This window comes from Streptococcus sp. HMSC077D04, assembly GCF_001808785.1.
Taxonomy (GTDB): domain Bacteria; phylum Bacillota; class Bacilli; order Lactobacillales; family Streptococcaceae; genus Streptococcus; species Streptococcus mitis_BX.
The window spans coordinates 1,192-6,206 of sequence record NZ_KV794544.1 but is presented as its reverse complement, the minus strand read 5'-3'; the positions used below and the strand labels follow the sequence as shown (position 1 = coordinate 6,206).

Here is a 5,015-nt window from a genome sequence, read left to right as displayed (position 1 = left end):
GAGCTGTGTTGTTTCGAATGGTTCCAAAACAAAGCTAATAACTCAAAACTCGAAAAAGAAGTTTTAGAGCTGTGTTGTTTCGAATGGTTCCAAAACACATTGGGAGTTTTAAACAAAAACTAACCGGTTTTAGAGCTGTGTTGTTTCGAATGGTTCCAACCCATATTAAAAGCTACTCATTTTTTAAGTAGCTTTTTTCTTATTCAAGTTTACATATTAGTCGTCACAACCCCATTCCCTTGTAGAAAAGCAAAACTGCGAGTCCTACGAATAACACTACCGCTCCTAACCTCTGGCTGGTACCATACATCCTTCTTTCTCCTCGAACTGGAAAGATAACTGCTAGAAATGCTCCGCCGACTGCACCACCGATATGGCCTGCTAGGCTGATTCCTGGAATCAGAACACTTCCAATAATGTTAACCACAAAAAGTGTCAGATAAGATTGGCCTAGCTGCTGGATATAGGGGTTCCGAGTAGCATAGCGAAGAACAATAATCGCGGCAAATAGCCCATAAAGAGAGGTAGAGGCTCCTGCTGCTAAGGATTTGGGACTAAATACAAAAACAAAGAGATTGCCCATCATTCCAGATAATAGATAGAGAAAGAAAAACTGCTTGGATCCGAAAATTTCCTCTACTTGCCTACCAAGATAATAGAGCGAAAGCATATTGACAATGAAATGCTCCCACCCAATATGAACAAAAATGGCAGAGAAGAGACGCCAAATTTGCTCAGGAAAGAGGCGAATAGCTGGCCCATACATGGCTCCAAATCGAAATAATGTATCTGCCCTGTCAAAGTTTCCACCTGCAGTGACCAACATTAGTAAAAATACCAAGGCCGTCACAAAAAGGAAGAAACTCGTCACAGGATAACGTCTATCAAAGATTTCCTTCATCAATTAATACCTCCTGAACAGGAATATCATGCTTTTCAGGGATAAAGTCCTGAATTTGACAAGGATATATCGTACTCAAAGTATGACCAGAAAAATGTTCCAAATAACGGTCATAATAACCTCCACCGTATCCAATCCGATATCCTTCCGTCGTAAAAGCCAAGCCCGGAACATGAATTAAGTCAATCTGAGACGGCTCCACCACTTCTAAACTTCCTTGCGGTTCCAGTAAGCCAAAGGCAGTTTTGACCAGTTGTTGCGGATCATAAACCACAAAGTCCATGCGCCCCTTGGGATAAGTTTTGGGTATCAAAACCTTCTTACCGTCCTTAAGCGCCTGCTCAATCAGTTCCTGCGTTTGAAACTCATGAGGAAAAGAGAGGTAGCTTGCGATGACCTTAGCTTCTTGGTAGAAGGGATGGTGTAAAAGTCGCTCAGTTAAAGCTTGGTCTATAAATTGTTTTTGCTCTCGAGGTAAAACCTTCATTTCTTGTAAGACTTGCTTACGTAATTCCGATTTCATAGACAACCCCTCTACTCTGCTGCCTTCTTTTTGAGGAAACTAGAGACCGCATCCACCCCAATAGCTAATGCTTCTTCCTTAGGACTCATCTGAGGGTGATGAAGGGCGTAGGGACTATCAATACCTAGCCAGAACATAACGCCATCAACTTTTGAAAGGAGGTAACCAAAGTCTTCACCTGTCATAGCAGGTTCGATATCAATCAACTCGATTCCGTCTTTTTCTTCAAAGAAGTCCATCAGTTCACGCGCCAAGGCTGGATGGTTCTCAACAGGCAGGTAACCACCTTGTTTGAGTTCCACTTCGACTTCCATATCGAAGGCAGCTGCAACTCCTTCTGCAACTGTTTTGACCCGCTTTTGTACCAAGAGACTCATGTCCTGAGTCAAGGCCCGAATAGTTCCATGTAAAAAGGCTGTGTCTGTGATGACATTGTTGGTTGTTCCAGCTTGGAAAAGACCAAAGGTCACCACTGCTCCCTCGATTGGGTTGACATTGCGGCTGACAACTGACTGCACCTGGGTCACAAAGTAACTAGCCGCCACCAAGGCGTCATTAGCTTCATGTGGAAAGGCTGCATGTCCTCCTTTGCCTTTGAAACGGATCTTCACCTCGCAAGTACCTGCAAAGAGTGTATGAGTATTGGTCGCAATCTGTCCAACCTTCAAATCTGGCCGAACATGAAGCCCATAAAACTGGTCTGGCAACCAGTCTCCAAAAGCGCCATCCTCATACATGAGCATGCCACCAGCTTCATTTTCTTCAGCAGGTTGAAACAGAAAGAGCAGATTGTTCTTTGGTTGCTCCTCAAGGGCTCGCTCAAGACAGCCTAAAGCAATAGTCATGTGGAAATCATGGCCACAAGCGTGCATACGACCTTGGTGCTGAGAAGCGAAAGAAAGGCCTGTTTGTTCGACGATAGGAAGACCATCAATGTCTGTTCGCCAACCAATGGTCCGCTCTGGCTGACTTCCCTGCAAATAGACCAAAATCCCTGTCCGCCAAGTACAAACTTGAACAAAATTCTTGCCCGCAGTCAATTTCTCAATCACATCCAGCAGATAAGCCTGAGTCTTGAACTCCTCCAAGCCAATCTCTGGAATCTGGTGCAAATCCCGTCTAGTCTGAATCAAATCTAACATCTATCTGTCCTCCTATATAGCAGAAAGAGGCTGGAAGAAGGGTTCCGCCTCTTTATCACTTTTACAATTATAAGGTACGAAGCGCATCCTCTAGCGCTGTTTTTTGTTGGGTTTGAGCATCAATCTCTTTGATAATGCGAGCTGGAACACCTGCTACCACCACGTTTTCTGGGACATCTTGGGTAACAATAGCTCCTGCTGCGACAACTGAACCACTACCGATTTGGACCCCTTCGATAACCACTGCGTTGGCACCGATGAGAACATTGTCTCCAACACGGACTGGTTCTGCGCTAGCTGGCTCAATCACACCTGCCAAAACTGCACCTGCACCAACGTGGCTGTTTTTCCCAACGATAGCACGGCCACCAAGGATAGCACCCATGTCAATCATAGTTCCTGCACCAATTTCAGCACCGATATTGATAACTGCTCCCATCATGATAACAGCATTGTCACCAATTTCAACTTGGTCACGGATAATAGCACCTGGCTCGATACGAGCATTGATAGCACGTTTGTCTAGCAAGGGAACTGCAGAATTGCGAGCATCTTGCTCAACAACATAGTCTTGATTTTCTACCAAACCATCGAGAAGCGGAGCCACGTCCTTCCAATCTCCGAATAGGACATTCCCTAGTTTGACAACAGAGCTTGGTACAGCAGTTGCAAGTTGTCCTTCAAAGGTTACTTTAACACTGGTTTTCTTTTCAGCATTGGCGATAAATTGAATAATTTCTTGTGCGTTCATTTTTGTAGCAGTCATAGGCGCCTCCTAGTTCATTTTAATGATACCTATTCTACCAAAAAAGGCCTCAAATTTGAAGCCTTTTTGTTTGTTTTTAGGTATGATTTTTAGGGATGTGAGATAAAACGTGCTGTCGGTAAAAGCAAGCCCCTACCGATACAACCTAAAAACACTCTTCACAACTATCTCCCCGTGTTTTATTGACTGTTCTAGTATAGCACACTTTTAGAATTAAGAAAAGACTTTTTATTTACTTTCTTTCGCTTCTTCTACCGATAGGAAAATCATGGGCAAAATAATAAGGGCCATAGCTAGAAGAAGGGACCAATCCACTACCAATCCTAAAAATAAAACACTCAAAAGGGCAGAAGAGAGAGGTTCACTGGCACTAATAACGGAAACCACCAAGGGAGAAACCAAGGACACAGCCTTCATAGAAATGAAAAAGGCAAAAGCCGTCCCAAAGAAAGCGATAATGAGACAAATCAAGATACTCAAAATATCAAGAGTAAAGGAAAGCTGATAAACTGGTGAGAGAACATTGCTAAATAAACCTGCTAAAATCATACCCCACCCAACCGTGGGTACAAAACCATAGCGCTTCGCAAAAGGTTGAGGCAAGATAACATTAAACATGACCCCCATGGCACTCAGCAAACCCGTCACAAGTGCTAGCGGTGTCATGGATAATTGAGAGAGATCTCCCTTTGTCGCCATCAAGCAAACACCCAGCATGGCAACCAAAACATAGAAAATAGCGCTTTTTGACGCTCGTTTTTGATAAACCAAGCGATTGTAAAAGAGGATAAAGACTGGACTGATAAACTGTAAAATAGTTGCTGTAGCTGCATTTGAGTATTCTACACAGAGATAGAAAAAATACTGAACTGAAAAAATCCCCAAAATAGAATAAGCTAAAAAGGGCAGGTAATTTTTCTTATCTCGCCAAATATCTAGCACTTGCGATTTTAATTGCACTGCAGACCAAATGAGCACAAGACTCCCTGCCAGTGTCAAACGCATAGAGGTAATCCAGCCAGAGGACACTTGATAATAAGTAAAGAAATATTCTCCTAAAATTCCACAGATTCCCCAGATTAAGCCGGATAGGAGCGAATAAATTGTTCCTTTAACAATCTTTTTCTGATACTGATTCATACCTTTATTGTAACACGAAAGGAAAAAAGAAAAAAGTGGCAATAGAAAAGTCCCATAAGATCTATAATGAAAAGTTACCAAACAACTCATTAGAAAGAATCATATGGAACAACTACACTTTATCACAAAACTACTCGATATTAAAGATCCTAATATCCAAATTATGGATGCTATCAATAAGGGTAACTTCTCAAAGTAACTTCCACTTTTACTAGCGGTGTAACTTAGTTTGGGAATTTAGCTGTTATCAATAGGAATACCCACAAGTAAATCATCTCTAAACTGGAATACGATGCCCCATCTTGTCCTCATTGTGGGAAGTCAAATGAAGAAATATGACTTTCAAAAACTGTCTAAGATTCCTTACCTTGAAACGACTGGTATGACTGCTAGAATTCTGCTTAGCAAGCGTCGATTCAAGTGCTATCACTGTTCAAAAACGATAGTGGCTGAGACTTCTATCGTCAAGAGGAATCACCAAATCCCTCGTATCATCAACCAAAAGATTACTCAAAAGCTGATTGAAAAGACTTCTATGACCGA

The 5,015-nt window shown here is 42.3% G+C and carries 5 protein-coding genes and 1 pseudogene; 1 reads left to right on the top strand and 5 read right to left on the bottom strand.

The annotated features are described in order from the left end of the window. Window positions 1-223 precede the first annotated feature (223 nt). The 5 genes from HMPREF2701_RS06945 to HMPREF2701_RS06925 form a co-directional block, all read right to left on the bottom strand. Window positions 224-901, bottom strand: a complete 678-nt coding sequence (locus HMPREF2701_RS06945; RefSeq protein WP_061590566.1) for a rhomboid family intramembrane serine protease — start codon at window positions 899-901, stop codon at window positions 224-226. After that, on the bottom strand, window positions 885-1,424 hold the full coding sequence (locus HMPREF2701_RS06940; protein WP_061590567.1) for a 5-formyltetrahydrofolate cyclo-ligase: 540 nt from the start codon (window positions 1,422-1,424) through the stop codon (window positions 885-887). Before HMPREF2701_RS06940 ends, HMPREF2701_RS06945 begins: the two co-directional genes overlap by 17 nt. Before the next feature lie 11 nt (window positions 1,425-1,435). Then, window positions 1,436-2,566: an N-acetyldiaminopimelate deacetylase gene (locus tag HMPREF2701_RS06935; protein WP_070482556.1), complete on the bottom strand. Its 1,131-nt coding sequence runs from the start codon at window positions 2,564-2,566 to the stop codon at window positions 1,436-1,438. Window positions 2,567-2,633: 67 nt separating this feature from the next. Further along, window positions 2,634-3,332, bottom strand: a complete 699-nt coding sequence (dapD, locus tag HMPREF2701_RS06930; protein WP_000127460.1) for a 2,3,4,5-tetrahydropyridine-2,6-dicarboxylate N-acetyltransferase — start codon at window positions 3,330-3,332, stop codon at window positions 2,634-2,636. Window positions 3,333-3,560: 228 nt separating this feature from the next. After that, the gene (locus tag HMPREF2701_RS06925; protein WP_061590569.1) at window positions 3,561-4,472 is read right to left on the bottom strand and encodes a DMT family transporter; all 912 of its coding nucleotides are present in this window, start codon (window positions 4,470-4,472) and stop codon (window positions 3,561-3,563) included. Between the two features lie 103 nt (window positions 4,473-4,575). On the opposite strand from HMPREF2701_RS06925, the pseudogene HMPREF2701_RS10755 reads away from it, so the two are divergent. After that, a pseudogene (locus HMPREF2701_RS10755) lies at window positions 4,576-5,015 on the top strand (transposase family protein); the annotation flags it as partial.